Raw genomic sequence first — 25,330 nt, 5'->3', positions numbered from 1 at the left:
TTTTAATCTTTAGTGATGATTCTACCTTCGCCAAAAAGCCCTGGTGTTAAATTTGTAGTTTGCACTTCAGCATAAATTTTTCTTGTTTTTACTTCTATACTTGGATAGATAAGGCTGATTTTTCCTTTCAATTCTGCACCATTTTGATCGATTTTGTAAAAGAAATCATCGCCTAATTTAACTTTATCTTTGTATTTTTCATCAAAACTTAAAATCAGTTTGCTTTGTGGATAGGAAAAAATTTCTATTAAAGGTTGAGCTACTCCTCCTACTCCTTCACCCACTTGTATAAATTTATTTGCGATAATAGCATCATAAGGTGCGCGCAATTCTTTTTTTGTCATGATATTTTTATAATAAGCTATATTGATTTTTGCTTTGTTTAAATTTAAATTAGCTGCATCAAACTTAGCTTTCATATCTTCATAGCTTTGTTTGTCTATAACATTTTCTACAGCTTTGATTTTTTGCATTTTGCTTTTGGTATTTTCGTATTCTACAAGAGCAAGTTGATAAGAATTTTGGGCATTTTGAAGAGCTATTTTTTCACTTTCTTGATCAAGAGCAAGTAAAAGTTCTCCTTTGCTGACTTTTTGTCCAATTTCTACAGGAATTTTTTGAACTAAACCTATGCTTTCAAGGGCAAGTTTACTTTGTTTTGATGCTTCTACATTGAAACTTGCATAAATTTCTTCGCCAAAGGCGCAATTAAAAGCAAGAAGTAAAAATAGAATTTTTTTCATTCTTTAACCTTTGAATTAAGATCTATACCTGCATTAAAATAATAATTTGCTTTAGTAATTTCAAATTCATTTTTAGCAAGCTCTAAATCGCTTTGTGCTTTAAATTTAGCCTCTAAAGCTTGAAGATATTCCACATAAGAAACAAGTCCTGCTTGGTATTTTTTATCTACACTTTCAAAAGCTAAATTTGCAGCATTTAAGCTAAGATTAAGAGCTAAAATTTGTTCTTGTAAAACTTTTAAACTTTTGTCTAAATAATTTAATTCTTCTTTATTTTTTCTCTCACTAAACCTTGCGTTTGCATTGGCTATTTGAACGTTTAAACGCTCTTTTTCAACTTCTTTAGCCCTTGCATTGAAATCAAAAATTTTCCATTCCATACCTAAAATAAACTGATTACCTTGAGAATATTTTTCTAAGAATTGATCCGCTAAATTTGCAAAAGGAGCCGGAACTTTTGGATTATAATTGTTTTTATAAAAGTTAAAATTATCTTGAATATAAAATTTTGGAAAATATTCAGCTTTTGCTAAATTTACACTTTCTTTAGCAAGATTGATTTGTTCTTTAGCTATCATTACTTCATAGTTTTGACTTTTTTCTTGTTGCGGATTTTCTAAAAAAGCATTCCCTTGCACTTTAAAATCTGTATCGCTTAAAATTTTAATCTCTTTTTGTATATTGGCAAGTTTTAATTCATTTTGACTGAGCTCTAATAAGCTTAAATGATATTTGGCTTTAATGCTTTCAAGTTCATGTTTAGGGCTAAGTCCTGCATCGTAAAATTTTTGCAATCTTTCAAAAGTTGATTTTAAAAAAGCTACTTTTTGTTGATTGGCTAGTAAAATTTTTTCAAGACTTAGGGTGTTGAAATAAAGTGTGATTGCATTTAAGGCAAGGTAATTTTTGCTTTGTTCTTTGTCTAAAAGGCTTAATTTTTCTTTGCTTTCTAAAGCCCTTAAATTGGCCTCTCTAGCACCCCCATCAAAAAGCAAAAAATTAAGAGAAACTTTAGCAAATAAACTTTCTTGTGGATCGATAATGAAGCGATCTTTATTGTTGGCTACATAAGCTGAGTTTAGACCAAGAGAGGGTAGGTAATTTCTAAAAGCTTGTTCTTTGTCCAAATTTGCTTGTTCGCTTTGCATTTGTTTAATGAGATAGGATTCGTTATTTTGACTTAGTGCTATAAATTCGTGCAAATTAGAAGCTAACATTGCTAAGGGATAAAGAGCTAAAAACATAGCTGATTTTAAATATTTTTCAAACATTTGATATTTTAGTATGCTTTATATAAATTTCAATTGAAGTTTTTTATATAAAATAAAATTTATTTGTTTTAAACATAAATTTTGTTAAAATCCTAGCTTTAAAATTTTATATTTAGGATGAAATTTTGTCGGTAAAAAATATTAGAAATTTTTCTATTATAGCTCATATAGATCATGGAAAATCTACTCTTGCAGATAGGATTATTAGCGAGTGTGGTGCTATTAGTGATAGGCAGATGAGTTCACAAGTTATGGATACTATGGATATAGAAAAAGAGCGTGGTATCACTATAAAAGCACAATCGGTGCGTTTAAATTATAAATTTAATAACGAAAATTTTGTTTTAAATCTTATTGATACTCCTGGCCATGTGGATTTTTCTTATGAAGTGAGTCGTTCTTTGGCAAGTTGTGAAGGGGCTTTACTTGTAGTAGATGCTTCTCAAGGTGTTGAAGCACAGACTATAGCTAATGTTTATATAGCGCTTGAAAATAATCTTGAAATCATTCCTGTGATTAATAAAATCGATTTGCCTAATGCTGATATTGAAAAAGTCAAGCATGAAATCGAGCATATTATAGGCATAGATTGTAAAGACGCCATTTGCGTGAGTGCAAAAACAGGAGTGGGTATAAAAGAGCTTATAGAAACAATTATTACTAAAATCCCTGCACCAAAAACAGATGATGAAGCTCCTACTAAGGCTTTAATTTATGATTCTTGGTTTGATAATTATTTGGGTGCTTTGGCTTTAGTTAGGATTTATGAAGGAAGTATTGCTAAAAATGATGAAGTTTTAGTCATGAGTACGGATAAAAAACATATAGTTCAAGATCTTTTTTATCCTCATCCTTTAAGCCCAATTAAAACTCAATCTTTACAATCAGGTGAAGTAGGCGTGGTGGTTTTAGGGCTTAAAACTGTAGGTGATGTACAAGTAGGCGATACTATTACTTTAGTAAAAAACAAGGCTAAAGAAGCCATAGGCGGTTTTGAAAAGGCTAAAGCTTTTGTCTTTGCAGGACTTTATCCTATAGAAACGGATAAATTTGAAGATTTAAGAGATGCTTTAGATAAGCTAAAACTTAACGATAGTTCTATTACCTATGAGCCTGAAACTTCTTTGGCTTTAGGCTTTGGTTTTAGGGTAGGGTTTTTAGGACTTTTACACATGGAAGTGATCAAAGAAAGACTTGAAAGAGAATTTAATCTTGATTTAATTGCTACAGCTCCAACTGTGACTTATGAAATTTATCAAACCGATGGAGAACTTGTTAAAATTCAAAATCCTAGCGAGCTTCCTCCTGTTAATAAAATCGATCATATAAAAGAGCCTTATGTTAAAGCCACTATCATTACTCCAAGTGAATTTTTAGGGAATTTAATCACTCTTTTAAATCGCAAAAGAGGAATACAGGTTAAAATGGACTATATCACACCTGAGCGTGTTTTGCTAGAATATGATGTACCTTTAAATGAGATTGTGATGGATTTTTATGATAAATTAAAGTCCTTAACAAAAGGCTATGCGAGTTTTGATTATGAACCTATAGAATTTAGAGTAGGGGATTTGGTAAAACTTGATATTAAAGTGGCGGGTGAAAATGTTGATGCGCTAAGCATTATCGTGCCTAATGAGAAAGCACAAAGTAAAGGAAGAGAGCTTGTTAGCGCTATGAAAGAAATAGTTCCTAGACAGCTTTTTGAAGTGGCCATTCAAGCAAGTATTGGAAATAAAATCATCGCAAGGGAGACTGTTAAATCCATGGGTAAAAATGTGACAGCAAAATGCTATGGTGGGGATATTACTAGAAAAAGAAAGCTTTTAGAAAAGCAAAAAGAAGGTAAAAAAAGAATGAAAGCTATAGGTAAGGTAAATTTACCTCAAGAAGCTTTTTTGAGTGTTTTAAAGATAGATTGATGATAAATTTAAAACTTGGCTTGAAATTTGCTTGTATTTTTAATACAATTTTAAAATAATTTTCTAAGGAGAAAAAATGTTTAAAAAATTTTTGATTTTTATAGTGCCTATTTTATTTTTGAGTGCTTGTGCAACTAAACAAGATACTTTTGCTCAAGTTAATCAAATTTCTAGAAATTCTCAATGCAGTTCTTGCGAAAGTCCTGATGGCTTTGAAGCAAAGATTAAAGGGCTTTTATACATTAGCGATGTTGGAATTCAATGTTGTGCCAATAAACGCACTTTAGACACTGGTATTGCTTTAAAAAAGGTTTATTTGCATAGATTTTATGATTTAAAAGAAGGACAAAAAGTTTTAAATGCTAAAGGGAAAAAGTTATTTGTTGATGTGAATTTTAATGCGGTATTTTATACTTATTTAAAACAAGAACTTGAAGCTAGAGGAATAGTTGTGCTTGACAATAACGATCAAAATTCACCTTATGTGAGTAAGATTGATTTAGAATTTATATCTTATGGAGCAACTCAAGATACTACAGGATTACATTCAAAACTAGTAGGAGTTTTACAAGTTAGCGATATAAACAAAAATAAGAAATTTACAATCCGCACCAAGCAAGATGTACAAGGTTTCGATGATCTAAAAGAAACAACTTTTTATACTCATTTGTTAATAAAACAAATGGCAAATAAAGCAGCTAGTTTAATCTCTGAACTTTGAGGTGTATAAATTGCGGAGCTTTTGCTCTGCTTTGCTTTTGTGATTTATGTGAGCTAGAGCTTTCTGAATTTTCCTTAAATGTAAGAAAGCTTGATAATAATTTCAAAGTCTATTCTTTTTATAAATACCATGAAATACAACACTTGCTTCACTCTAAACATTATTTTTATGGTTATTTCGTTTATAAAATGCTTGCTAAATTAAGTTTTGCAAAATTTAAAGATTTTTTTGATCCTAGAATGACAATTAATGTTATAGCTTTAGATGATAAGGTTGAAGATATGCTTTATTCACATTCTGCTATTTTAGCTAGATATCTTAAAACAAAATTTGTAAAACCTGTTTTTAATATTTTAAAAGCACAAAATCATATTAAATATTCTGGAAAAAGTTTAGAATTTCGTCAAAAACATAAAAGAAATTACAAACTCTTAAAAACCATTCACGAACCTGTAATTTTAGTAGATGATATTGTAACAACTGGTTCTAGCCTTTTGGAAGCTAAAAAAGTTTTAGAAGAAAATAAAATTTCTGTACTTTTTGCTCTTGTTTTAGCTGATGCAAAAGTTTAATATGCTATAATCAAAACTTTGAACTAATAGAAGGATTTTTATGGAGAATATTTTTAGCAAAGATTCTGATATTGAACTTGTAGATATAGAAAATTCTATAAAAAGTAGTTATTTAGACTATTCTATGAGTGTTATTATAGGTCGTGCTTTGCCTGACGCAAGAGATGGTTTAAAGCCTGTTCATAGAAGAATTTTATATGCTATGCAAAATGATGAGGCAAAAAGTAGAACAGATTTTGTCAAATCAGCCCGTATAGTGGGTGCTGTTATAGGTCGTTATCACCCACATGGAGATACAGCAGTTTATGATGCTTTGGTTAGAATGGCTCAAGATTTTTCTATGAGATATCCAAGTATTACAGGACAAGGCAACTTTGGATCTATAGATGGTGATAGCGCCGCTGCGATGCGTTATACTGAAGCAAAAATGAGTAAACTTTCTCATGAGCTTTTAAAAGATATAGATAAAGATACGGTCGATTTTGTTCCAAATTATGATGGTTCAGAAAGTGAACCTGATGTTTTACCTTCTAGGGTTCCAAATTTATTATTAAATGGTTCAAGTGGTATAGCTGTAGGTATGGCGACAAACATCCCGCCTCATAGTTTAAATGAGTTGATAGATGGGCTTTTATATTTGCTTGATAATAAAGATGCAAGCTTAGAAGAGATTATGCAGTTTATTAAAGGCCCAGATTTTCCAACAGGTGGAATAATTTATGGTAAAAAAGGTATTATAGAAGCTTATCGCACAGGGCGTGGTCGTGTGAAAGTGCGAGCTAAAACTCATATTGAAAAAAGGACAAATAAAGATGTTATTGTTATAGATGAGCTTCCTTATCAAACCAATAAAGCTAGGCTTATAGAGCAGATTGCAGAGCTTGTTAAAGAAAAGCAAATTGAAGGAATATCTGAAGTAAGAGATGAGAGCAATAAAGAAGGAATCCGCGTTGTTATAGAGCTTAAACGTGAGGCTATGAGTGAAATTGTTTTAAATAATCTATTTAAATCTACCACTATGGAAAGTACTTTTGGTGTGATTATGTTGGCAATTCACAATAAAGAACCTAAAATTTTCTCTTTGTTAGAACTTTTAAATCTTTTCTTAACCCATAGAAAAACAGTTATTATTAGAAGAACGATTTTTGAACTTCAAAAGGCAAGAGCAAGAGCTCATATTTTAGAAGGTCTTAAAATTGCACTTGATAATATAGATGAAGTGATTGCTTTAATTAAAAACAGTTCTGATAATAATACCGCAAGAGATTCTTTGGTAGCTAAATTTGGTCTTAGTGAGCTTCAAGCCAATGCTATTTTAGATATGAAACTAGGTCGTTTAACAGGACTTGAAAGAGAAAAAATCGAAAATGAACTTGCAGAATTAATGAAAGAAATTGCAAGACTTGAAGAAATTTTAAAAAGTGAAACCTTGCTTGAAAATTTAATTCGCGATGAATTAAAAGAAATTAGAAGTAAATTTGATGTGCCACGTATTACTCAAATTGAAGATGATTATGATGATATTGATATTGAGGATTTGATTCCTAATGAAAATATGGTTGTAACTATTACCCATCGTGGTTATATTAAGCGTGTGCCTAGTAAACAATATGAAAAGCAAAAACGAGGCGGAAAAGGAAAATTAGCCGTTACGACTTATGATGATGATTTTATAGAAAGTTTCTTTACGGCAAATACACATGATACGCTTATGTTTGTAACAGATCGTGGACAGCTTTATTGGCTTAAAGTTTATAAAATTCCTGAAGGCTCAAGAACGGCTAAAGGAAAAGCAGTGGTAAATCTTATTAATTTACAAGCTGAAGAAAAAATCATGGCTATTATTCCAACCACGGATTTTGATGAGAGTAAATCTTTATGTTTCTTTACTAAAAATGGTATTGTAAAGCGTACAAATTTGAGTGAATATCAAAATATCAGAAGTGTAGGAGTTAGAGCGATCAACTTGGATGAAAATGATGAGTTGGTAACTGCTATTATTGTTCAAAGAGATGAAGATGAAATTTTTGTCAGTGGTGGTGAAGAAAATTTAGAAAATCAAGAAATTGAAAATTTAGATGATGAAAATCTTGAAAATGAAGAGAGTGTAAGCACACAAGGTAAAATGCTCTTTGCAGTAACCAAAAAAGGTATGTGTATCAAATTCCCACTTGCTAAAGTACGTGAAATCGGTCGTGTAAGTCGTGGGGTGACGGCTATTAAGTTTAAAGAGAAAAATGACGAATTAGTAGGTGCAGTTGTTATAGAAAATGATGAGCAAGAAATTTTAAGCATAAGCGCAAAAGGTATAGGAAAACGCACCAATGCTGGAGAATATAGATTGCAAAGCAGAGGTGGTAAGGGTGTAATTTGTATGAAACTTACAGAAAAAACCAAAGATCTTATTAGCGTAGTTATAGTAGATGAAACTATGGATTTGATGGCTCTTACAAGTTCAGGCAAGATGATACGTGTTGATATGCAAAGCATTAGAAAGGCAGGGCGTAATACAAGTGGCGTCATCGTGGTTAATGTGGAAAATGACGAGGTGGTTAGCATCGCTAAGTGTCCTAAAGAGGAAAATGATGAGGATGAGTTAAGCGATGAAAACTTTGGTTTAGATTTGCAATAAGTTTAAAGTTGGAACGCTTATTGCTTTTTATTTTACTAATTACAATATTTTGAAGGTGTAAAAATGAAAAAAATTTATTTTATGCTAGCAATAGCAGGAATTTTCGCTGGTTGTGTACCAAGTGCAAACAGTGCAACTAAAAATTCAAGTGCAAATAGCACTGCTCCATCTCAAGATGTTATCGTGCAAAAAGTCGATAAAGATGATGTGCGTGATATTATCAGAGAAGAAAAAATGTTGGCTCCAGATGCTAGCGAAACGGAACTTAGTTTTACAGCAGTTGGTGAAGGGATTGCTCCGATGAATACAGTTTCTACTGCTCAAGCCCTAGCTTTAGCAAAAAGAGCAGCGATTACCGATGCTTACAGACAGCTTGCAAGTAAGCTTTATGGTGTGAAAGTGAATGGTAAAGACACTGTAAAAGATGCAATGCTTAGAAGTTCAACTATTACTGCGCAAGTAAATGGTTTGATAAAAAATGCAAGTATTATTGATGAGAATTTTAATCAAGGGCTTTATAGAGTAAACTTAGAACTTAAAATCGATGCAGACAAGTGGAAAGAATTGTTTGCTTATTAATTTTTCTTAGCTTTAAGCTTTTTGCCCAAGATGAATTTATTTTTTGGGCAGAGCTTTCTAGTAAAAATTTCATTCTCTTTCATCAAAATCAAAATTTATCCTTAGCAATGACGCAAAGCGAAAATATTGAAGAACAATGGGTATGTGAAATTTCTTATAGTGATCAAGATTTAAAAGTTTTACCTCGAACTTCTTTAGGATTAATTGATGATAATATGCTAAAAACAATTAAATTTAATTTTTTAAATTCTCATAAAGATGAGTTAAGTGATTGCTTTATAGGAGCTAAAATCAGTGTTAAGGATATTGTTAATACCGACTTATTACGTGCTCAAAGTGAAACTTATATTAAAATTTTACCTTTGCGTTTTACCGTGGAATTTGGCGAACAAAATGCGATAATTTATTATCTTAAAAAAAAGTAAATTCAAAATTAAGCGCAAATTCGATACTATAGCAGAAATTTTTTAAAAGGCTTAGGATGAATTTAGTCATAGTAGAAGATGATATTAATATGCGCAAATCCTTAGAAATTGCATTAGCAGAGTATGAAGAATTTAATATTAAATCTTATAAATCTGCTACTGAAGCTTTAAAAAAAATAGATGAGAATACAGATTTGATTATTACAGATATTAATATGCCAGGAATTGATGGCATAGAATTTGTTAAAGCCTGTGAAAATAAATATGATTTTATTATTATGACAGGAAATGCTACTTTAAACCGTGCTATAGAAGCGGTTCGTTTGGGAGTAAAAGATTTTTTAACCAAGCCTTTTGATGTTGATACTTTAGTCGAGGCTATTAAGCGTGCTAAAATCATAAGAGAAAAAACAGCCGATAAAAAAAGCAAAAAAAATGAAAAAAAAGAAGAAAATAAAGATTTTTTTTCAACTTCTCCTAATTTAGAAAAAACACTAAATTTAAGTCAAAAAGCGGCTAAAACTGATGCCTCTGTAATGTTTTTTGGAGAGAGTGGAGTAGGAAAAGAGGTATTTTCTCGTTATATTCACACTCATTCTAAACGCTTTAATAAGCCTTTTGTTGCTATTAATATGGCAGCCATTCCTGCAAATTTGATTGAAAGTGAGCTTTTTGGTTTTGAAAAAGGTGCTTTTACCGATGCCAATGCAACTAAAATAGGGCTTTTTGAAATGGCTAATGAGGGTACTTTGTTTTTAGATGAAATTGGCGAAATGCCTTATGAAATTCAAGCCAAACTTTTAAGAGCTTTGCAAGAAAAAGAAATCACACGACTTGGAAGTACGAAAAACATAAAAATAGATGTAAGAATTATCAGTGCAACTAATGCAAATTTAGATGAAAAAATAAAAAATGGCGAATTTCGTTCAGATTTATATTATCGTTTAAACACTGTTCCTATTAATATCCCGCCTTTAAGAGAGCGTAAAGAAGAAATTTTAGGTATAGCTCAAAAGGTTTTAGAAGATACTTGCAAAGAATATGATTTTAAGAAAAAACAGCTCAGCCAAGAAGCTAAAAATGCTTTACTTGAATATGATTTTCCTGGTAATATTAGAGAATTAATATCCGTCGTGCAAAGAGCTTGTATTTTAAGCGAAGATGATGAAATTTCAAGCGAAGATTTGTTCTTAGAAGCTAGAAGTATAAAAAAAGATGTAAAGAATTTAGAGAAAGAATTGATTTGTGAAGTTCTTTTAAGTGTAGATTATGACAAGGATCAAGCTTCTCAAATTTTAGGTATGGATATAAAAATTTTAAATGAAAAAATTAAAAAATATCAAATAAAGGATAAGTAATGTCAAAAAAACAAAAAATAGCCATTGTGGGTGCTACTGGTGCGGTTGGGGAAGAGCTTTTAAATGTTTTAGATGAACTTGATTTTCCAGTGGAGAGTATTTTACCTTTAGCAAGTGCAAAAAGTGTAGGTAGTGAAGTAGAATTTAAAGGCAAAGCTTATAAAGTCAAAGAGCTTACTGAAAATGTATTTAAAGAAAATCCTATTGATATTGCTTTTTTTAGCGCAGGTGGAAGTGTGAGTGAAAAATATGCTAAATTTGCAGTAGAATCGGGCGCTGTTGTTATTGATAATACAAGTCATTTTAGAATGGAAAAAGATGTTCCTTTGGTGGTTCCTGAATGCAATCCTGAGGATATTAAAGATTGGAAAAAAACAGGGATTATTGCTAATCCAAATTGTTCTACTATACAAATGGTACAAGTTTTAAAACCTTTAAATGATGCATTTAATTTAAAGCGTGTTGATGTAAGTACCTATCAGGCTGCAAGTGGAGCAGGAAAAGAAGGAATGCAAGAATTGGTCGAAGCCATGCAAAGTTTTTTTGCTTTTAAACTCGATGAATTTGAACCTCAAACTTTTCCTTATACTTTGGCACTTAATCTTATTCCACAAATTGATGTTTTTATGGATAATGATTACACTAAAGAAGAACTTAAAATGGTCAATGAAACTCAAAAAATTTTACATAAAAATTTAGAAGTTTCGGCAACTTGTGTAAGAGTGCCTGTTTTAAGAAGTCATAGCGAAGCCATTACTATGCATTTTGAAAAAGAAATAGATGTAAAAAAAGCTAAAGAAATTTTAGAAAAAGCACCAAGTGTTGTTGTCATAGATGATCCTAAAAATAAAAAATACCCTATGCCTTTAATGACTAGCGATACTAATGAAACTTATGTAGGAAGAATTCGTGCTGATGTGTATGATAAAAAAACACTCCATCTTTGGTGTGTGGCAGATCAAATTCGTGTAGGTGCTGCAACAAATGCTGTGCGTATTGCACAAAAATGGTTAGAATTAAAAAATAAATAAGGAAAAAAATGTTAGAGAAAATATTTGAATCTTTACTTGTTAGAAGTCGTATTGTTACAATTTTACCCGTAATTTTTGGTTTAATTGGAGCTTTTGTATTGTTTTTTATTGCAAGTTATGATGTTTTAAAAGTTATATTTTATACTTATAATTATTTTTTTGATGCAGGTTCTAATGTGGATTTGCATGAGGATGTGGTGGCTTTAATTATAGGAGCTGTTGATCTTTATCTTATGGCTTTAGTTTTGTTTATTTTTTCTTTTGGAGTTTATGAGCTTTTTATCAGCGAAATAGAAGAATTTAAACAAACAAAACAAAGCAAGGTTTTAGAGGTGCATAGCTTAGATCAATTAAAAGACAAGCTTGCAAAAGTTATCATTATGGTCTTAGTGGTAAATTTCTTTCAAAGGGTTTTGCAGATGAAATTTGCTACTCCTGTGGATATGGCTTTTCTTGCTGGATCGATTTTAGCTCTTTGTGTAGGACTTTATTTTTTACATAAAGGTGGTCATTAACAAGGATTATCTTTTTTTGATATAATCGTTTTTTGTGTTTAAAGAATAAAAATGAAAAAAATATTTTTAATTGGTATGATTTTAAATCATTTTGTTTTTGCAGCTCCGTTAGATGAAGTCTTTAAAGATATAGAAGTTTCAGGGACTGTTCGTTATCGCTATGATATTAAAAAAGAAAAAAAATACAATAAAAAAACACATAGATATCAAAATAAAACACAAACGGAAATTACAATAAAATAAGGAAAATCATGATTATACGATGGTTGTTTATTAGTTCAATATTTGTTGTTGCGCTTTTTGGTATTAACTTGAAATCATTTTTTACTTATACCTTTGATGCAAATAAGCAATATGATATGGAAAAAGCGAAGGCTTTGTATTTTCAAAATAAATGCAATACTTGCCATGGAGATAATGCTGAAAAGAGTGTTATAGGATCTAGAATTTTAAAAGATATGTCTCCTGAGGATATTAAAGGAGCTTTGATAGGTTATACTCTTGATAGTAGTAGCTCTACAACAGCTTCTCAAATGGCTTTTTATGCTAGAAATTTAAGCCACGAGGATATAGATAATATTATTGCTTATATTAAAGGTGGAAATTTTGCTCTTGATTTGCAAGTAAAAGACCTTCTTGAAGAAGAGCCTGCGCAAAAAACAAAACATAATATATTTCTAAAATAAAATGTAAAAACTATAATTAAAAGGAATGCTATGAAAAAACTAACTTTAACTTTAAGTGTTTTAACTATGGTAAATTGCTTATATGCTAAGGATATTAATATAGGAGTAGTTTTACCTTTAACTGGAACTGTGGCAGCTTATGGGCAAGATGTTTTTAACGGAATTGAACTGGCTAATAAGCTACAACCAAAACTTTCAAATGGAGATGTTATTAAACTTATCACAATAGATACAAAAGGAGATAAACTTGAAACTTCAAACGGAGTTAATCGTTTAATAGCAACAGATAAAGTCTTTGGGATTATTGGTGAAGCTACAACTCCAAATACCATTCAAGCTATTTCTATAGCAGAAGAGAAAAAAATTCCTCTAATAGCTCCAGTGGCATCTGGAGATAAATTGCTAGATAAAAAGAAATATGCAAGTAGAGTTTGTTTTAAAGACAGTTTTCAAGGAGATAAATTTGCTACTTATGTATCTAAGGATTTAGGGCTTAAAAATGCCGTTATCATCATAGATCAAAGCAATGTTTATTCTTTAGGTTTGGCAAGAGCTTTTGAAAATTCTTTTAAGAATAATGGTGGGAAAATTATAAAAAAACTTGTTATTAATTCAGGAGATAAAGATTTTAGAGCTGTGGTTTCTCAACTTAAGAGTTTAAAGCCTGATTTTGTTTATATGCCTATTTATCATCCTGAAGCTGCTTTAATTGCGAGACAAGCAAGACAAATTGGTTTTGATAAACTTTTAGCAGCAGGAGATGGTGTTAATAATCAAACTTTTATAGATCTTGGCGGAAGTGCTGTTAATGGAGTAGTTTTCACTGATAGTTTTGATTATAACAATCCATCTACACAATTAGGAAAAGATTTTGTTGCAGCTTATGAGAAAGTTAAAGGAACAAAAGAACTTCCAGCATTTTCGGCCATGGGAGCTGATGCGTATTTTGTAATGTTGAATGCTATGAATGCTTGCGTTGATAATCTTAGCAGCGAATGTATTAATAGCAAAATTCATCAAACTAAAGATTTTCAAGCTGTTGGTGGTGTGATTAGCATAGATGAAAGCGGTAATGCTATTCGTTCTGTTGTGATTAAAGAAATTCAAAATCAAAAACAAAATTATAAAACAATTATAAATCCATAATTACTAAAATAAAGGTAGAGAATGAAAAAAAGTTTAATTTTAGCAAGTATTCTAAGTTTAAGTTTAAGCGCTGCGGAAGTCAAAATAGGAGTTGTTTTACCACTTAGCGGAGCTACTGCAGCATATGGACAAAGTGCACTAGAAGGGATTAAACTTGCAAATTCAATGCAATCAACTTTAAGTAATGGAGATAAGGTTTCTCTTGCTATTATTGATACTAAAGGTGATAAATTAGAATCTTCGAGTGGAGCAAATCGTTTAGTTTCTCAAGATAAAGTTATAGGTCTTATAGGGGAAATGGTTACTGCTAATACATTGCAAGTTATGCGCGTAGCAGAAGATAATAAAATTCCATTGATCGCTCCTGCTGCAACTGGCGATAGATTGCTTGATAAAAAAATATATTCTTCTCGAGTATGTTTTATGGACAGTTTTCAAGGTTCATCTTTAGCAAAATATGTTTTTTCAAAACTTAATTACAAAAGTGCTGTTATTGTAGCAGACCAAAGCACTGACTATTCCTTAGGTTTAGCAAAAGCTTTTGAAAAACAGTACAAGTCTAATGGTGGTCAAATTCTTAGAATTTTAAGAGTTAATTCAGGTGATAAAGATTTTAGAGCTATTGTAGCTCAAGTTAAAAGTTTAAATCCAGAATTTATTTTTTTACCGCTTTATTATAGCGAAGCTTCTTTATTTGCAAGACAATCAAAACTCGCAGGTTTAAATATTCCTATGGGTTCTGCAGATGGAGTTGCTGATCAAACTTTTATTAGTTTAGCTGGAGATGCAAGCGAGGGTTATATTTTCACAGATAGTTTTGATGCTAATAATCCAACTACAAAATTAAGCAAAGAATTTATCAGTGTTTATGAAAAAGCTAAAGGAACAAAAGAAGTTCCAAATTTTTCGGCTATGGGTGCTGATGCGTATTTTGTAATGCTAAATGCTATGAATGCTTGCGTTGATAATCTTACTAGTAAGTGCGTCAATGAAAAAATTCACCAAACTAAAAATTATCAAGGTGTTTCTGGTGTTATTAGCATTGATCAAACAGGAAATGCAACTCGTTCTGTAGTGGTTAAAGAAATTAAAAATCAAAAGCAAAATTATAAAGATATTATCAATCCTTAAAGGAAAAATAGAAAGATTATGGATTCTACTTTATTTTTACAACAACTTGTTAATGGGCTTAGTTTGGGTAGTATGTATGCTCTTATTGCTGTTGGTTATACTATGGTTTATGGCGTGTTAAGACTTATTAATTTTGCTCACGGCGATATTATGATGGTTGGTGCTTATGCAGCTCTTTTTTGCATGACTAATCTAAATGTTCCTTTTCTAGGAGCTTTGTCTTTGGCAATGATTTTTGCTGCCTGTGTTGGAATAGCTACAGATAGAATCGCTTATAAACCTTTAAGACAGGCTCCTAGAATTTCATTGTTGATTACAGCAATCGGTATTAGTTTTTTCTTGCAAAATCTTTTTAATATGCTTTTTACTTCAACACCTAGAACTTTTACACCGCCAAGTTATTTTGAGGAAAGTGTTAATTTTGGTGGAGTGATAACAACTTATGGTTCTTTAATGGTTCCTGCTCTTACATTTGTTATTTTAATAGCAGTGTTATGGATTTTGTATAAAAGCAAATATGGTATAGCTATTCGTGCTTTGGCATTTGATATACAAACAGTAAATTTAATGGGTATAGATGCAAATCGTATTATTGCTATAGTTTTTGCCCTAGGTTCAGCTTTGGCAGCAGTTGGGGGTGTTTTTTGGGCTGCAAATTATTACTCTGTTGAACCTACTATGGGAACTTTAATAGGTTTGAAAGCTTTTGCTGCTGCCGTTTTAGGAGGTATAGGTTCTGTAGTAGGTGCAGTTTTGGGTGGACTTATTATAGGATTTACTGAAGTTGTTGTTGTGGCTTTTTTTCCAGATTTATCAGGCTTTAAAGATGCATTTGCTTTTATTTTTTTGGTGTTTATATTGTTATTTAGGCCTACGGGAATTTTAGGTATAAATTTTGAAAAGAGTAGGTTTTAATGATGGTTAAAATTAAGGTTTCACATTTAATCTTTTTAATTGCTTCAATTATTTTTATTTTCATTTCTCCTTATATTTTTGGGGACTATGGATTAAACATTGTTAATCAAATTGCTATTTTTATTATTTTGGCTGTGAGTTACAACCTTATTAATGGTGTAACTGGACAATTTTCACTAGAACCCAATGGATTTGTTGCGATTGGAGCTTATGCAGCTGCTTTAGTTCTTTTAAGTGCTGATGCAAAAAATGATCAGTTTTTTTTAGATGGTCCTAGTTCTTTTATTTTAGCTATCCATTCAAATTCCTTTATTCTAGCTTTAATTGTAGCTGGAATTTGTTCATCTTTGCTTGCCCTGATTTTAGCTTTTGCTGTATTTCGCGTGAGAGGGGATTATTTAGCTATTGTAACTTTAGGCTTTGGAATAATTATTAAAATAGCTGCTATTAATTTTCCTTCTATTACTAATGGCTCAAGAGGACTGGTAGATATTCCACAATTCTCCACGATCTATTGGACAGGTGGTATTGCTATTGTAGCGGTTATTTTAATTTTAAATATAATTTATTCTAAATATGGTCGTGCAATGAAGGCTATAAGAGATGATGAAGATGCTGCAAGTGCCATGGGAATAAATACTTTTTGGATAAAAACTTTAGCTTTTGGCACTTCAGCATTTTTAGAAGGTGTAGGTGGTGGACTTTTAGCTTGTCTGTTGACTACCGTATCTCCAACTCAATTTGATTTTTTACTTACTTTCCAGCTTTTGATTATTATTGTTTTGGGTGGACTTGGTTCTACTACAGGTGCTATCATAGGTGCGATATTGGTTATTGGTGGAAGCGAGTGGCTTAGATTTTTAGATGAGTTAAATATAAAAATAGATTCTTTAAATCTTGATATCCAATCAACACCAGGACTTAGAATGGTTGTTTTTTCTATTGTTCTGATTTTAGTAATGCTTTTTGCAAGAAAAGGCATAATGGGTTATTACGAGTTGAGTGATGTGATTAGAGGGATTAAAAAGCGTTTTAAAAGGAGTAAAAAATGATTTTGGAACTAAAACAAATTTCAAAAAGTTTTGGTAGTGTTAGGGCTATCAATGAAACTTCTTTTAAAATCAATGAGGGTGAAATTTTTGCTTTAATTGGACCTAACGGGGCTGGTAAAACAACTCTTTTTAATATTATAACAGGTAACTATAAACCTAGTTCAGGTTCGGTTGAATTTCTAGGAGAAAGAATTGATCACTTAAAACCTCATAAAATTGTGCATTTAGGAATAGCTAGAACATTTCAAAATATTAGACTTTTTTCAAGTATGAATGTGCTTGAAAATGTTCTTATTGGTTTTAATAAACAAATGAAATATAATATTTTTGAAGCCTTTTTGCATTTAGGACGTTTTGGAAAAATAGAACAAGTATTTAAAGAGAAGGCTTATGCAATATTAGAAGAACTTGGTATTGCAGAATTTGCTCATGAAAAGGCTACTAGCTTAAGTTATGGACAACAAAGAAAAGTTGAGATTGCAAGAGCAATGGCTACTCGGCCAAGATTATTATTGCTTGATGAGCCAGCCGCTGGGATGAATAGCTCTGAGAGCGATGAACTTGCTGAGCTCATTTTTAAATTACGAAAAGATTATAAAATTAGCGTTTTACTTATAGAGCATGATATGAAATTTGTAAATAAATTGTGTGATCGCGTATTGGTGCTTGATTATGGAAAAACAATTTTTGAAGGTAAACTTTGCGATGCTGTAAATCATAAAGAAGTAATTGCTGCGTATTTAGGGGATTTTGATGCTAATAGTTAAAGATTTGCATGTTTATTATGGATTAATTGAAGCTGTTAAAGGGATTGATTTTAAAGTGGAAACAGGTCATATTGTTTCTCTTATAGGTTCAAATGGAGCAGGTAAAACTTCAACTTTAAATGCGCTTTTAAATTCAGTTAAAAGAACTGGTGAGGTTAATTTCTTAGGTTATGATACTAAAAGACATTTAACTCATACTTTAGTTCAAAAAGGTATAGCTTTAGTTCCTGAAGGAAGGCGTGTTTTTATCAATTTAAGCGTAGAGGAAAATTTAAAAATAGGTGCTTTTAATAATGCTGAAAATTATGAGCATTTAAGAGAGCAAATGTATAAACTTTTTCCAAGACTTGCAAGCAAAAAGCATGCTTTAGCTGGAACATTGAGTGGAGGGGAAGCGCAAATGCTTGCGATTTCAAGGGCTTTAATGAGCGAACCAAAACTTTTGATGTTGGATGAGCCTTCTTTGGGACTTGCTCCAAAGATTGTGGGCGAAGTTTTTGATATTATTGTGCGTTTAAAAGAAGAGGGTATAACTATTCTTTTGGTAGAGCAAAATGCTTATTCTGCATTAAAAATAAGTGATTATGCTTATGTTTTGGAAAATGGTCGCATTGTAATGGAAAACGAGGCTAAAAATTTAATAGGTGATGATGAGATTAGAAAGAAATATTTAGGGCTTTAAAATTTAAAGGAAAAAGAATGAAAAATATAATAAAAAGCATAGGGGATTTAAGAGTTTCGGTTGTATTGTTTTTGCTTTTCGCGCTTTTTTGTGCTTTGGCAACTTTTATTGAAAGTGCTTATGGAACTCCTACGGCTTGGGCAATGGTTTATGATACTTTTTGGTTTGAATATATACAACTTTTACTTGGTATTAATTTACTATGCGGGATGTTTCGTTATAAAATGTTTGGGCTTAAAAAATTGCCTTTAATGATTTTTCATATTTCTTTTTTATTTATTTTAGTGGGTTCTGCAATGACAAGATATGCTGGTTTTGAAGGTATTTTACCTATTAGAGAGCATACTCAAAATTCACTTATAGAAAGTTCTAAGACTTCTTTGCGTATTGCTGCTATAAAAGATGGAGAACGCTATAGTGCGGTTAATGATCGTTATATAGGAAATTTGCCTTTTGCTAATTCTTTTAAACTAAAACTTAATTTAGGTGATGATCAAGCTGTATTAAAATATAAAGATTTAATTTTAAATGCTCATTATACTTATAAAGAAAATAATAATTCTGATCCTTTATTGGTTTTGATGCTTTCTCAAAAAGGATCTCAAGGTGTTGATGTTAAATTTGAAAAAGGTGAAGTTAAGAATATAGAAGGGGTTAACTTTGCTTTTATGAATGATAATGTTAAAGCACCTTTTGTAAAAATTGATGAAAATTTAACTTTAAGTTCAAGTGAAAACTTACATTTTTTAAGTATGTTAGATGGACAAAATTTAGACCTTAAAATTGGAGAAAAGGCAAATGCTAAGGAAAGAAGGCTTTATGAAATTAATGATATTAGTTTTGTAGTTAAAGCTGCTTCTTTGCATGCGCAAGAAGCTTTAGAAGGCTCCAATAGACCTCAAGATGAAAGTTTTTGGTTATGGTTTAAATCTGCTTGGTTAGAAGTGGGTAGAACTATGTTGATTTCTACTTTTGGCGAGCCTCAAAATTGGAAAAATTCTTTATTATTACATTTTAAAGATTTTGCTTTAAGCAATGAGAATAAAAACTTAGAATTAACTGGCTCTAATGCTTTAAAATTAGAATTAAGCTATAAAAATGAAAGTAAAGAATTTTATATTTTTGAATATAATAAACCTATTATAATAGAACTTGCAGGTCAAAAATTCTTTATTTCTTGGGCACTTTCTTATGAACAATTGCCTTTTGATATTTATTTAAGAGATTTTGTATTAGATCGTTATCCAGGTTCTATGTCTCCAGCTTCTTATGCAAGTGAAATTACTGTAAAAAATAATAATGAAAATTTTGATTATAGAATTTTTATGAATAATGTTTTAGATTATGATGGCTATAGATTTTATCAAAGTTCTTATGATCAAGATGAAAAAGGGACTGTTTTATCTGTAAATAAAGATCCAGGCAAAATACCAACTTATATAGGTTATTTTTTGCTTTGTCTTGGAATGTTTATGAATTTTTTAAATCCTCATTCTAGATTTAGAACTTTGGCAAGATTAATCAATAAAGACACTTTAAAACATACAAGTGTGATTATTTTTATTTTATTGCTATCTTTTGGTTCTGAAAAGACTTTTGCTCAAGATTTAAATTCAACCTTACCTGTGGTAAATACTAATCATGCTAAAGCTCTTGCTACTTTAATAGTTCAAAAATCAGCAGATGGAAGAATGGTGCCTTTTGATACGCTATCAAGAGAAATTTTAGAAAAAATTCATCAAAGCGATAGCTATAAGGGTCAAAATTCTAACGCTGTTATGCTTTCCATGCTTGTTGATGTAAATAAATGGCAAATGGAACCTTTTATTTTAATGCCACAAAATCAAGCAGTTCGTGATGCTATTGCAAATATTTTAGAAATTCCTAGCGCTAAATATATTTCTTATAAAGATTTCTTTGATGAGAATAATCGCTATAAACTTCAAAAATATGTTGAAAATGCAAATCGTAAAAACCCAAATGCAAGAGGAGTTTTTGATAAGGAAATTATAAAACTAGATGAAAGAGCTAATGTTGTAAATTTAGTTTTTAGTGGTGAATTATTTAAATTTATTCCTGTTCAAAATAATCCAAATAATGTTTGGCTTGCACCTTTTTCTGCTGTAACTACTCTTAAGGGGGATGAAGGGCATATTGTTTGGGCTTTAATACAGAATTATTTTAGTGCCGTGGAAAATGCTTTTAAAGATGGCAATTGGACTAGAGCTGATGAAGGCTTGAAATTTATCAAAGAATATCAAGAAAAAATAGGATATAAAGTCATGCCTAGTAAAACCAAGGTTGAAATGGAAATTTTTTCTAATAAGGCTGAAATTTTCGTTAAACTCGCTCCTGTATATTTAATTGCGGGTTTTTTACTTTTGATTCTTGTTTTTTCTAAAATGGTCATACCGAATTTAAAAATCTCTTTTATATTTAAAGTGGTATATGTTTTAAATGTTTTAGCTTTTGTAATTCATACATTAGGTCTTGGACTTCGTGCTTATTTATCAGGTCATGCTCCATGGAGTAATGGCTATGAAAGTATGGTGTATATAGCTTGGGCATTGTCTTTGTCGGGTATATTTTTCTCTAGAAAAAGTCCTATAGCCTTGTCATTAACTTCTATTTTATCCGGTGTTGTATTAATGGTTGCACATTTAAGCGAAATGAATCCGCAAATTACAAATCTTGTTCCTGTGCTCAATTCTTATTGGCTTAGTATTCATGTATCTGTTATTACTGCTAGTTATGGATTTTTAGGACTTTGTGCCTTACTTGGTATCTTTACACTGTTCTTAATGTGTTTTCTTAAGAAAGATGGAAAATATAATCTTAATATTTTGAGAAATATTACAGAGGCTACAAGAATTAATGAAATGGCAATGATTTTTGGACTTTGTTTGCTTACTGTAGGAAATTTTTTAGGTGCAATTTGGGCAAATGAAAGTTGGGGGAGATATTGGAGTTGGGATTCTAAGGAAACTTGGGCTTTGGTTAGCATTTTGGTTTATGCAGCAATTTTGCATCTTAGAATGATTCCAAAATATTGCAATCAATTTGTGTTTGCTTTATGGAGTATGTTTGCTTATTGGGTTATTATTATGACTTATTTTGGAGTAAATTACTTTTTAACAGGACTTCATTCTTACGCTGCAGGCGAAGCGGCTCAAATTCCTAATTATGTTTATTGGGGATTTGCGTTGATGGTGGTTTTAGCTCTTTTTGCAAGAAGGAATCGAAATTTTGTGGGCAAACTTTAAATGAGCCATATTTTTTTGGTTATTTTTTGTGCTGCTTTAGCGCTTTTATTGTTTTTAGGCATAATTGCTTATCTTATTACAAGTGATGGCAAAAAAACAGTTAAAAAGCAAAAAACTAGCCAAAAGCAGCATGTAGCTGAAAAGACTAAAAAATTTGATACAGACTTAGATAAAATGATAATTGCTGCTTCCGATGTTAAGCTAACAGATGTTGAATTAAAAGAACTTGCCAAACTTTATGTGCAGACACATAAACTTGGTTCAAAAACTTCTAAAGAATTAGATGAAGCAACAAAAAAGAAACTAGAATTTGTTTCTGCTTTGGCTGCAAATATTAATGCAAGTGCACAAACAGTCAGTTACTTAAATAAAGAACTTAAGAAAATTTCTGGATCTTACAAAAAAGAAATTGATGCTTACGAGCATATGGGATTAGCTAAAAGAAAAATTAAAGAAGATAAATAATATGGTGCGCTCAAGAGGATTCGAACCTCTGGCCTTTTGAACCGCAATCAAATGCTCTATCCAGCTGAGCTATGAGCGCAAAAATAAGTTAAAATTATATATAAATATTCTTAAAATAAGCAAAATTTTGCTTATTTTGTTTGTTTTTTGGCTTTTTTACCTTCATCTAAATCAAATTCTTTAGTCTTTTTTGAATGATAAAATATAAAACCCACAATCAAAATACAGCAAATCAAAGAAAAAATATAAAGTGTACCATAAGGGCTATCTTTAAAAAAAAGATTATTAGTATTCATTCCAAAAAATCCTACGATCAAATTTAAAGGTAAGAAAATAGAAGAAAGTATACTTAAAAGATAAATACTTTTATTCATTTTTTCATTTTTAATTGCACTTGTTAATGTATAAAGAGTATCAACTCTTGTTAGATGTTCTTTGGTGTTTTTACTTAAGATGCTGATGGATAAATTTAAAATTTTTAAATGTTTTTTGTATTGTGCTTGTTCACTAAGCAAAAGATTGAAAGCTTCGCTTAGAAGATTAATTTGCTTTAGATTTTTGTTGATTTTTTGTCTTAACACAAAGGATTTTTTGTAAAAATTTTTAACAAAACCACCTTTTAAGATAATACCTTCTTTGTGTTCTAAAAGGTTTTGAAAATGAGTATTTTGTACTTTAAAATCTTCTAAAATGGATTTAATAAAATTTGAAAATTCTTCTATGCTAGAAAGCTTAAATTTTTCATCTTGAAGTTTATAAATTTTTTCATCATTAAAAAGCCAAGTTTCCAAATTTAATCCCACGTAAACAAAAATTTTTTGTCCATAAATTTCACTATAGAAAGTTTCTAAATTCTTTGCTTGCAGGATTTTTTTTAGATTTTCATGTAGTTCTAGCATTTTATTTGCCTCTTAAGTGATAAAAATTTCTTTTAAATTGCGTAAAAGAATTATTCAAAATTGCTTCACGCATCTTTCTTGCAAGTTCAAGATAATAATGTAGATTGTGCAAACTTGCCAAGCGAAAAAAAGTAAGTTCTTTAGCTTTAAAAAGATGGTTCAAATAACCCCTTGAAAAATTACGACAAGTATAACATGAGCAAATAGGATCTATAGCTTCATGATCGTTGATAAATTCTGCTTTTTTAATATTAAATTTTCCAAAACTTGTGAAAAATGTTCCATTTCTTGCATTTCTAGTTGGCATCACGCAGTCAAACATATCTACTCCTCGCTCAACATTTTCTACTAAATCTTCAGGCGTTCCTACACCCATTAAATATCTTGGACGATTTTCATCTAGATAAGGGTTTAAGTTTTGTACTGTTTCATACATCAAGGCGTTTTCTTCGCCCACGCTAAGCCCACCTATAGCTAAACCATCAAATGGCATTTCGTTTAAACTTAAAGCACAACGCTTTCTTTCTTCATAATTTGTACCACCTTGGATAATACCAAAAATATTTTGCCCTATACCTATACCTTTATTTTGCATACTTTTATGATAAGCAATAGCCTCTTTTGCCCAAAATATAGTACGATCAACAGAAATTTTAACCCTTTCTTTGGTTGCGGGTAGAGCTACTAAATCATCTAAAATCATCATAATATCAGAGTTAAAATCATATTGAGTATTTAAAACACTTTTTGGAGTAAAAAGATGACGACTCCCATCGATGTGACTTTTAAATTCTATGCCTTCATTAAAATGTTTGGAATTTTTACTTAAAGAAAAAGCTTGAAAACCACCACTATCGGTTAAAAAACTTCTATCAAATTTCGTAAAACCATGCAAACCTCCAAAATCTTTTACCACTTTGGAAGTTGGACGCAAGTACATGTGGTAGGTATTTGCTAAAATAATTTTTGCATCAAGCTCGTTTTTTATATCATTAGCATCAAGACTTTTAACCGCTCCTACTGTGCCAACAGGCATAAAAACAGGGGTTAAAAAAGTGCTGTGTGCGGTAGTGATTTCACAAACCCTTGCCATTCCATCTTTATGCTTTAATTTAAATTCCATTTGTTATAATTTCCTTTTTGGAGTTTAAAATGAATAATATTTTAATTATAATAGACGGTATTTTAGCAAAGCATTTCTTAGAAAGGCTTTGTTTTGAAAAAGGCTTAGGTTACTTTTTTACAGTAGTGTGTCAAAATAGTGAAAAAAATAACTTAAATATTTCTAGTGAGTATATTGACTTGCATTATTTTGATCCTACAAGCACAGCGCGTCTTGAAAATATTATGAGTAAAGATTTTAAACAGGCTTTTATTTATATGCAAGATGAATTTGAAACTAAAAAAAGTTATGAGGCTTTGCGTTCTTTAAATCCAAATTTAGAAATAGAAATAATGGATTTTTGGGGGTTAAGTGTTAATGATACTCATGTAAATTTAGCTGATGCTAGAATGACTTTAAGCCGTAGATTTATGGATTTTTTACCAGATATTGCTTTAACAGCTCAATATATAGGACTTGGGGTTGGAGAGATTATGGAAGTAAAAATTCCAGCAGGGTCTATTTTTGCTTATAGGCACATAAGTTCAATACAACAAAAAAGGTGGCGTATAGTCCTTGTTTATAGAAATTCTAAGATTTATTTTGTAAAACCATCTTTTGTTTTAGAGCCAAATGATAGCATTTTGATCGTTGGAGATCCTGTTGTTTTACAAAGTATTTTTCATAATATAAGAGGCAAAGCAGGACAATTTCCTATACCTTTTGGAAGTAATGTTTTTGCTTTAATTGATATGAAAAATATGAATCAAAATATGCAAGAAAGAGTGCTTGATACTACTTTAAAATTAACTCAAAAAAGCAATGCAAAAAGATTTTTTATACATGTTATCAATCCTAAATTAGGGGTAATGTATGAAAAATTAAAAAAACTTTCTGAGGATAAAGAAGGTGTGTTTTTTGATTATTTCAACACGGATTTTAAACAAATTTCCACATGGTTGCAAAATAATGATATAGGATTAGTTGTAACTGATATAAAAAATTTTGAGAAAGAAAAACAAGCTTTTTTTGATTTAAAAATTCCTATTATGAAGGTGGGTGAAGCTTCTTTTGATGAGCTTAAAGAAGCGATTATTTTAAGTGCCGATGAGAGTGAACTTGAAAACAATGCAAATGTCATTACTGATTTAAGTAAACAGCTTGATTTTGGAGTTATTTTATATTATTATAATCCAAATTCTCAAAATACTACAGATATGGAGGAGTATTTTAGAAGTTTATCTAAGCTTTATGATAAAAATATACAAATTATTAATAAAAATGATGAAAACCCTCTTTTAAATTTACAATATCGCGAAGATTTGTTACAATTTGTGAGTTTTCAAAAAGAATTACTAAATAGAGATTTTGGCAGAAATTTAAGTACAAATTTAAATAGGCATTATTATAAAATGAGACAAAATTATCAACTTTTCATACCAGTAGAATAAAT

24 protein-coding genes and 1 tRNA gene are annotated in these 25,330 nt (G+C 30.6%); 20 read left to right on the top strand and 5 right to left on the bottom strand.

The features are described 5' to 3' along the window. Positions 1-2: 2 nt before the first annotated feature. Entirely contained in the window at positions 3-743 is a 741-nt protein-coding gene (gene cmeE / locus AJ930_RS01655; protein WP_002880742.1) for a multidrug efflux RND transporter periplasmic adaptor subunit CmeE, read from the bottom strand. Continuing rightward, the gene (gene cmeD / locus AJ930_RS01650) at positions 740-2,014 is read right to left on the bottom strand and encodes a multidrug efflux RND transporter outer membrane subunit CmeD (protein ID WP_053872357.1); all 1,275 of its coding nucleotides are present in this window, start codon (positions 2,012-2,014) and stop codon (positions 740-742) included. Before cmeD ends, cmeE begins: the two co-directional genes overlap by 4 nt. 125 nt (positions 2,015-2,139) lie before the next feature. On the opposite strand from cmeD, the gene lepA reads away from it, so the two are divergent. From lepA to AJ930_RS01555, 19 genes are all read left to right on the top strand, one after another. After that, positions 2,140-3,936, top strand: a complete 1,797-nt coding sequence (lepA, locus tag AJ930_RS01645; protein WP_044779192.1) for a translation elongation factor 4 — start codon at positions 2,140-2,142, stop codon at positions 3,934-3,936. Positions 3,937-4,012: 76 nt separating this feature from the next. Further along, the gene (gene mapA, locus AJ930_RS01640) at positions 4,013-4,657 is read left to right on the top strand and encodes an outer membrane lipoprotein MapA (protein ID WP_002861759.1); all 645 of its coding nucleotides are present in this window, start codon (positions 4,013-4,015) and stop codon (positions 4,655-4,657) included. Further along, positions 4,654-5,229 carry a ComF family protein gene (locus AJ930_RS01635; RefSeq protein WP_002880738.1) on the top strand — a complete coding sequence of 192 codons (576 nt, stop codon included), beginning with the start codon at positions 4,654-4,656 and terminating at the stop codon, positions 5,227-5,229. The genes mapA and AJ930_RS01635 overlap by 4 nt, the downstream gene beginning before the upstream one ends. Before the next feature lie 40 nt (positions 5,230-5,269). Beyond that, positions 5,270-7,861: a DNA topoisomerase (ATP-hydrolyzing) subunit A gene (gene gyrA / locus AJ930_RS01630; RefSeq protein ID WP_044779193.1), complete on the top strand. Its 2,592-nt coding sequence runs from the start codon at positions 5,270-5,272 to the stop codon at positions 7,859-7,861. A 63-nt stretch (positions 7,862-7,924) separates the two neighbouring features. Next, positions 7,925-8,440 (top strand): flagellar assembly lipoprotein FlgP, encoded by a 516-nt coding sequence (gene flgP / locus AJ930_RS01625; RefSeq protein ID WP_002852972.1) that lies wholly within the window; start codon positions 7,925-7,927, stop codon positions 8,438-8,440. Beyond that, positions 8,416-8,865 carry a flagellar assembly protein FlgQ gene (gene flgQ, locus AJ930_RS01620; protein WP_044779194.1) on the top strand — a complete coding sequence of 150 codons (450 nt, stop codon included), beginning with the start codon at positions 8,416-8,418 and terminating at the stop codon, positions 8,863-8,865. Before flgP ends, flgQ begins: the two co-directional genes overlap by 25 nt. A 56-nt stretch (positions 8,866-8,921) precedes the next feature. Further along, positions 8,922-10,223: a sigma-54-dependent transcriptional regulator gene (locus AJ930_RS01615; protein ID WP_070210822.1), complete on the top strand. Its 1,302-nt coding sequence runs from the start codon at positions 8,922-8,924 to the stop codon at positions 10,221-10,223. Further along, positions 10,223-11,254 (top strand): aspartate-semialdehyde dehydrogenase, encoded by a 1,032-nt coding sequence (locus tag AJ930_RS01610; RefSeq protein ID WP_044779196.1) that lies wholly within the window; start codon positions 10,223-10,225, stop codon positions 11,252-11,254. The genes AJ930_RS01615 and AJ930_RS01610 overlap by 1 nt, the downstream gene beginning before the upstream one ends. 8 nt (positions 11,255-11,262) lie before the next feature. Then, positions 11,263-11,769 carry a YqhA family protein gene (locus AJ930_RS01605; RefSeq protein ID WP_002852919.1) on the top strand — a complete coding sequence of 169 codons (507 nt, stop codon included), beginning with the start codon at positions 11,263-11,265 and terminating at the stop codon, positions 11,767-11,769. 51 nt (positions 11,770-11,820) lie between these two features. Continuing rightward, positions 11,821-12,012 carry a mini-MOMP protein gene (locus AJ930_RS01600; protein WP_002853004.1) on the top strand — a complete coding sequence of 64 codons (192 nt, stop codon included), beginning with the start codon at positions 11,821-11,823 and terminating at the stop codon, positions 12,010-12,012. A gap of 8 nt (positions 12,013-12,020) precedes the next feature. Next, the gene (locus AJ930_RS01595) at positions 12,021-12,455 is read left to right on the top strand and encodes a c-type cytochrome (protein WP_002853959.1); all 435 of its coding nucleotides are present in this window, start codon (positions 12,021-12,023) and stop codon (positions 12,453-12,455) included. Positions 12,456-12,485: 30 nt separating this feature from the next. Beyond that, positions 12,486-13,601: an ABC transporter substrate-binding protein gene (locus AJ930_RS01590; RefSeq protein ID WP_070274731.1), complete on the top strand. Its 1,116-nt coding sequence runs from the start codon at positions 12,486-12,488 to the stop codon at positions 13,599-13,601. Between the two features lie 21 nt (positions 13,602-13,622). Next, positions 13,623-14,732 carry an ABC transporter substrate-binding protein gene (locus AJ930_RS01585; protein WP_032603343.1) on the top strand — a complete coding sequence of 370 codons (1,110 nt, stop codon included), beginning with the start codon at positions 13,623-13,625 and terminating at the stop codon, positions 14,730-14,732. 18 nt (positions 14,733-14,750) lie between these two features. Further along, complete coding sequence (locus tag AJ930_RS01580; protein WP_002852952.1) at positions 14,751-15,647, top strand: branched-chain amino acid ABC transporter permease; 897 nt, start codon at positions 14,751-14,753, stop codon at positions 15,645-15,647. Further along, positions 15,647-16,699 (top strand): branched-chain amino acid ABC transporter permease, encoded by a 1,053-nt coding sequence (locus AJ930_RS01575; protein WP_053872353.1) that lies wholly within the window; start codon positions 15,647-15,649, stop codon positions 16,697-16,699. Before AJ930_RS01580 ends, AJ930_RS01575 begins: the two co-directional genes overlap by 1 nt. Then, positions 16,696-17,466: an ABC transporter ATP-binding protein gene (locus AJ930_RS01570; RefSeq protein WP_053872352.1), complete on the top strand. Its 771-nt coding sequence runs from the start codon at positions 16,696-16,698 to the stop codon at positions 17,464-17,466. The genes AJ930_RS01575 and AJ930_RS01570 overlap by 4 nt, the downstream gene beginning before the upstream one ends. After that, the gene (locus tag AJ930_RS01565) at positions 17,453-18,148 is read left to right on the top strand and encodes an ABC transporter ATP-binding protein (protein WP_002852965.1); all 696 of its coding nucleotides are present in this window, start codon (positions 17,453-17,455) and stop codon (positions 18,146-18,148) included. Before AJ930_RS01570 ends, AJ930_RS01565 begins: the two co-directional genes overlap by 14 nt. 17 nt (positions 18,149-18,165) lie before the next feature. Next, positions 18,166-21,411, top strand: a complete 3,246-nt coding sequence (gene ccsA, locus AJ930_RS01560) for a cytochrome c biogenesis protein (protein WP_070274730.1) — start codon at positions 18,166-18,168, stop codon at positions 21,409-21,411. Between the two features lie 15 nt (positions 21,412-21,426). Next, entirely contained in the window at positions 21,427-21,876 is a 450-nt protein-coding gene (locus AJ930_RS01555; protein WP_074470042.1) for a hypothetical protein, read from the top strand. A gap of 2 nt (positions 21,877-21,878) precedes the next feature. Here the strand turns inward: AJ930_RS01555 and AJ930_RS01550 are convergent. The 3 genes from AJ930_RS01550 to tgt all read right to left on the bottom strand — a co-directional run bounded on the left by AJ930_RS01550 (position 21,879) and on the right by tgt (position 23,898). Continuing rightward, a tRNA-Arg gene (locus tag AJ930_RS01550) sits at positions 21,879-21,955 on the bottom strand. Between the two features lie 52 nt (positions 21,956-22,007). After that, on the bottom strand, positions 22,008-22,775 hold the full coding sequence (locus AJ930_RS01545; protein WP_053872349.1) for a magnesium transporter CorA family protein: 768 nt from the start codon (positions 22,773-22,775) through the stop codon (positions 22,008-22,010). Between the two features lies 1 nt (position 22,776). Beyond that, positions 22,777-23,898: a tRNA guanosine(34) transglycosylase Tgt gene (gene tgt, locus AJ930_RS01540; RefSeq protein WP_053872348.1), complete on the bottom strand. Its 1,122-nt coding sequence runs from the start codon at positions 23,896-23,898 to the stop codon at positions 22,777-22,779. Positions 23,899-23,927: 29 nt separating this feature from the next. Between tgt and AJ930_RS01535 the strand changes: the two genes are divergently transcribed. Beyond that, positions 23,928-25,328: a COG3400 family protein gene (locus AJ930_RS01535; protein WP_044779205.1), complete on the top strand. Its 1,401-nt coding sequence runs from the start codon at positions 23,928-23,930 to the stop codon at positions 25,326-25,328. The last annotated feature ends 2 nt before the right edge of the window (positions 25,329-25,330 follow it).

The organism is Campylobacter sp. BCW_6871, from assembly GCF_001762325.1.
Lineage (GTDB): Bacteria > Campylobacterota > Campylobacteria > Campylobacterales > Campylobacteraceae > Campylobacter_D > Campylobacter_D jejuni.
This window is presented reverse-complemented; position numbering and strand designations above follow the sequence as displayed.

Coding starts and splice junctions, on each gene's coding strand:
- AJ930_RS01615 (WP_070210822.1), top strand. CDS start 8,922: ATGAATTTAGTCATAGTAGAAGATGATATTAATATGCGCAAATCCTTA.
- AJ930_RS01580 (WP_002852952.1), top strand. CDS start 14,751: ATGGATTCTACTTTATTTTTACAACAACTTGTTAATGGGCTTAGTTTG.
- AJ930_RS01570 (WP_053872352.1), top strand. CDS start 16,696: ATGATTTTGGAACTAAAACAAATTTCAAAAAGTTTTGGTAGTGTTAGG.
- AJ930_RS01595 (WP_002853959.1), top strand. CDS start 12,021: ATGATTATACGATGGTTGTTTATTAGTTCAATATTTGTTGTTGCGCTT.
- AJ930_RS01585 (WP_032603343.1), top strand. CDS start 13,623: ATGAAAAAAAGTTTAATTTTAGCAAGTATTCTAAGTTTAAGTTTAAGC.
- AJ930_RS01545 (WP_053872349.1), bottom strand. CDS start 22,775: ATGCTAGAACTACATGAAAATCTAAAAAAAATCCTGCAAGCAAAGAAT.
- mapA (WP_002861759.1), top strand. CDS start 4,013: ATGTTTAAAAAATTTTTGATTTTTATAGTGCCTATTTTATTTTTGAGT.
- AJ930_RS01575 (WP_053872353.1), top strand. CDS start 15,647: ATGATGGTTAAAATTAAGGTTTCACATTTAATCTTTTTAATTGCTTCA.
- AJ930_RS01535 (WP_044779205.1), top strand. CDS start 23,928: ATGAATAATATTTTAATTATAATAGACGGTATTTTAGCAAAGCATTTC.
- AJ930_RS01600 (WP_002853004.1), top strand. CDS start 11,821: ATGAAAAAAATATTTTTAATTGGTATGATTTTAAATCATTTTGTTTTT.
- ccsA (WP_070274730.1), top strand. CDS start 18,166: ATGAAAAATATAATAAAAAGCATAGGGGATTTAAGAGTTTCGGTTGTA.
- cmeE (WP_002880742.1), bottom strand. CDS start 743: ATGAAAAAAATTCTATTTTTACTTCTTGCTTTTAATTGCGCCTTTGGC.
- AJ930_RS01605 (WP_002852919.1), top strand. CDS start 11,263: ATGTTAGAGAAAATATTTGAATCTTTACTTGTTAGAAGTCGTATTGTT.
- gyrA (WP_044779193.1), top strand. CDS start 5,270: ATGGAGAATATTTTTAGCAAAGATTCTGATATTGAACTTGTAGATATA.
- AJ930_RS01590 (WP_070274731.1), top strand. CDS start 12,486: ATGAAAAAACTAACTTTAACTTTAAGTGTTTTAACTATGGTAAATTGC.
- cmeD (WP_053872357.1), bottom strand. CDS start 2,014: ATGTTTGAAAAATATTTAAAATCAGCTATGTTTTTAGCTCTTTATCCC.
- AJ930_RS01565 (WP_002852965.1), top strand. CDS start 17,453: ATGCTAATAGTTAAAGATTTGCATGTTTATTATGGATTAATTGAAGCT.
- tgt (WP_053872348.1), bottom strand. CDS start 23,898: ATGGAATTTAAATTAAAGCATAAAGATGGAATGGCAAGGGTTTGTGAA.
- AJ930_RS01610 (WP_044779196.1), top strand. CDS start 10,223: ATGTCAAAAAAACAAAAAATAGCCATTGTGGGTGCTACTGGTGCGGTT.
- flgP (WP_002852972.1), top strand. CDS start 7,925: ATGAAAAAAATTTATTTTATGCTAGCAATAGCAGGAATTTTCGCTGGT.